This window comes from Kitasatospora sp. NPDC091257 (assembly GCF_044757675.1).
GTDB lineage: Bacteria > Actinomycetota > Actinomycetes > Streptomycetales > Streptomycetaceae > Kitasatospora > Kitasatospora lactacystinica.
In genome coordinates this window covers 1-3,414 of sequence record NZ_JBIVVI010001007.1, presented here as the reverse complement: position 1 = coordinate 3,414, position 3,414 = coordinate 1, and the positions used below count along the sequence as shown (strand labels likewise).

At 71.6% G+C, this 3,414-nt stretch carries 3 protein-coding genes and 1 riboswitch; all 3 genes read left to right on the top strand.

Annotated features, from left to right (window positions below; translation table 11 throughout):
- The first annotated feature begins 80 nt into the window (after positions 1-80).
- Positions 81-182, top strand: a riboswitch (glycine riboswitch).
- 228 nt (positions 183-410) lie between these two features.
- The 3 genes from gcvT to glyA all read left to right on the top strand — a co-directional run bounded on the left by gcvT (position 411) and on the right by glyA (position 3,362).
- A complete protein-coding gene (gene gcvT, locus ACIQOV_RS33480; RefSeq protein ID WP_401054521.1) occupies positions 411-1,532 on the top strand; it encodes a glycine cleavage system aminomethyltransferase GcvT in 1,122 nt (373 codons plus the stop codon).
- A gap of 100 nt (positions 1,533-1,632) precedes the next feature.
- Positions 1,633-2,013, top strand: coding sequence for a glycine cleavage system protein GcvH (gene gcvH / locus ACIQOV_RS33475; protein ID WP_359901485.1), 381 nt, complete (start codon positions 1,633-1,635; stop codon positions 2,011-2,013).
- 80 nt (positions 2,014-2,093) lie between these two features.
- Positions 2,094-3,362: a serine hydroxymethyltransferase gene (gene glyA, locus ACIQOV_RS33470; RefSeq protein ID WP_380538134.1), complete on the top strand. Its 1,269-nt coding sequence runs from the start codon at positions 2,094-2,096 to the stop codon at positions 3,360-3,362.
- Positions 3,363-3,414 lie beyond the last annotated feature (52 nt).

Here is a 3,414-nt window from a genome sequence, read left to right as displayed (position 1 = left end):
CCCTCGCCGTCCCGGACGTGCCATGATGTGCCCGTCCGACGGCATGCGCCGCGGGCCCCCACAACTCCATACCGGCCGCTCGAACCCGCGCGGGAGAGCCCGGAGTGCCGTTCAGGCACAGCCGGCGCCGAAGGAGCAAGTCCTCCCCGGAATCTCTCAGGCACCCCTACCGCACGGGTTAGGCACATCTGGAAAGCGGCGCCCGGCCCTGTCGTGCGCCCACCCACGGTGCAAGCCGTCATGCTGTCCCCCAAGCTGGAAACAGCTGCGGGCGGTGGGCGGTGAAGCTCTCAGGTTCGACGACAGATGGGGAGACCCACGCCGCCGCATGCCCGCGCGCAGGGTCGAACCCGAGCGGGTCCGGTCCGGCGCGTGCACCCCTGAGTGCCCCGACCGAGGAGTTCCTGGCCATGTCGTCCCTCCGCCTGACCGCGCTCGACGCGCTGCACCGCGCCCTCGGCGCGACCATGACCGACTTCGCCGGCTGGGACATGCCGCTGCGCTACGGCAGCGAGCGCGAGGAGCACCTCGCGGTCCGCACCCAGGCCGGCCTGTTCGACCTCTCGCACATGGGCGAGATCACCGTCACCGGCCCGCAGGCGGGCGAGATGCTGGACCACGCGCTGGTCGGCTTCGTCTCCGCGCTGGGCGTGCTGCGCGCCCGCTACACCATGATCTGCGCCGAGGACGGCGGCATCCTGGACGACCTGATCGTCTACCGCCTGCGCGAGGACGCCTTCCTGGTCGTCGCCAACGCCTCCAACGCCCAGCTGGTCCTCGACGAGCTGATCGCCCGCGCCAAGGGCTTCGACGCCGTCGTCACCGACGACCGCGACACCTACGCGCTGATCGCCGTCCAGGGCCCGGAGGCCACCGGCATCCTGGCGAAGACCACCGACGCCGACCTGCCCGGCCTGAAGTACTACGCGATCCTCCCGGCCCGGGTGGCCGACCGCGACGTGCTGCTCGCCCGCACCGGCTACACCGGTGAGGACGGCTTCGAGATCTTCTGCCGGCCGGCCGACGCCGAGCCGGTCTGGCAGGCGCTGACCGCCGCGGGCGAGGGCCACGGCCTGATCCCGTGCGGCCTGTCCTGCCGCGACACGCTGCGCCTGGAGGCCGGCATGCCGCTGTACGGGCACGAGCTGTCCACCGACCTCACCCCGTTCGACGCCGGCCTGGGCCGGGTCGTCCGCTTCGACAAGACCACCAACGAGGGCGCCTTCATCGGCCGCAAGGCGCTGGAGCAGGCCGCCGCCGCGGCCGAGACCAACCCGCCCAAGGTGCTGGTCGGCCTGGTCTCCGAGGGCAAGCGGGTGCCGCGCGCCGAGTACACCGTGGTCTCCACCGAGGGCGAGCCGATCGGCCGGATCACCTCCGGCGCGCCGTCCCCGACCCTGGGCAAGCCGATCGCGATGGCCTACGTCGACGCCGCCCACGCCGTCCCCGGCACCACCGTCGCGGTGGACGTGCGCGGCAAGCACGAGCCCGTCCAGGTCGTGGCGCTGCCGTTCTACAAGCGCGCCCGCTGAGCCTTCGCCGGGGCCCCCGTTTTTCCGTTTGCGCACGTCGCGGCCGTCCGCGCGGCGGCCCGCTTCGTCGTACCCGCTTCCCATCCTGGAGAATGACGCCATGAGCAACCCCCAGCACCTGCAGTACACCAAGGAGCACGAGTGGCTGACCGCGGCCGCGGACGGTGTCTCCACGGTCGGCATCACGGAGCACGCCGCCACCGCCCTCGGTGACATCGTCTACGTGCAGCTGCCCGAGGTCGGCGAGACCGTGACCGCCGGCGAGACCTGTGGCGAGCTGGAGTCCACCAAGTCGGTCAGCGACCTGTACTCCCCGGTGACCGGCGAGGTCACCGAGATCAACCAGGACGTCATCGACGACCCGGCCTCCGTGAACGCGGACCCGTTCGGGAACGCCTGGCTGTTCAAGGTGCGCGTCGAGGCCACCGACGAGCTGCTCAGCGCCGACGAGTACGACGCGCTCATCAACCCCCAGGGCTGAGCCACCCGACGGGACGGGCCGCGCACGGCGGTCCGCCCCGCCCCGGCCCCTTTCCCTCCTCCTCCCGGGAAGACCACACCATGACGGTTCTCAACCAGTCCCTGCACGCCCTCGACCCGGAGATCGCCGCCGCGGTCGACGCCGAGCTGCACCGCCAGCAGACCACCCTGGAGATGATCGCCTCCGAGAACTTCGCCCCGGTGGCGGTCATGGAGGCCCAGGGCTCGGTGCTGACCAACAAGTACGCGGAGGGCTACCCCGGCCGCCGCTACTACGGCGGCTGCGAGCACGTCGACGTGGTCGAGCAGATCGCGATCGACCGCATCAAGGCACTGTTCGGCGCCGAGCACGCCAACGTCCAGCCGCACTCCGGCGCGCAGGCCAACGCCGCCGCGATGTTCGCGCTGATCCAGCCGGGTGACACCATCCTGGGCCTGAGCCTGGCCCACGGCGGTCACCTGACCCACGGCATGAAGATCAACTTCTCCGGCAAGCTCTACAACGTGGCCGCGTACCACGTGGACGAGAAGACCGGCCAGGTCGACATGGCCGAGGTCGAGCGCCTCGCCAAGGAGCACCAGCCGAAGCTGATCATCGCCGGCTGGTCGGCCTACCCGCGCCAGCTCGACTTCGCCGCGTTCCGCCGGATCGCCGACGAGGTCGGCGCGCTGCTCATGGTGGACATGGCGCACTTCGCCGGCCTGGTGGCCGCCGGGCTGCACCCGAACCCGGTGCCGTACGCGGACGTGGTCACCACCACCACCCACAAGACCCTGGGCGGCCCGCGCGGCGGCGTCATCCTGTCCAAGGCCGAGTACGCCAAGAAGATCAACTCCGCGGTCTTCCCCGGCCAGCAGGGCGGCCCGCTGGAGCACGTGATCGCCGGCAAGGCGGTCGCCTTCAAGGTCGCGGCCTCGGAGGAGTTCAAGGAGCGCCAGCAGCGCACCCTGGACGGCGCCCGCATCCTCGCCGAGCGCCTGCTCCAGGCCGACGTGGCCGAGGCCGGCGCCAGCGTGCTCTCCGGCGGCACCGACGTCCACCTGGTCCTGGTCGACCTGCGCAACAGCCAGCTCGACGGCCAGCAGGCCGAGGACCGCCTGCACGAGGTCGGCATCACCGTCAACCGCAACGCGATCCCGAACGACCCGCGCCCGCCGATGGTCACCTCGGGCCTGCGCATCGGCACCCCGGCCCTGGCCACCCGCGGCTTCCAGGCCGAGGACTTCCGCGAGGTCGCCGACATCATCGCCGAGGCGCTCAAGCCCGCCTTCGACGAGACCGTCGCCGCCGCGCTGAAGGCCCGGGTCACCGCCCTGGCCGACAAGTACCCGCTGTACCCGAACCTCTGATCACTCCGGTGATCGTTCGGGCGGGGTGACCGGCCTCACCCCTCCGGCGTAC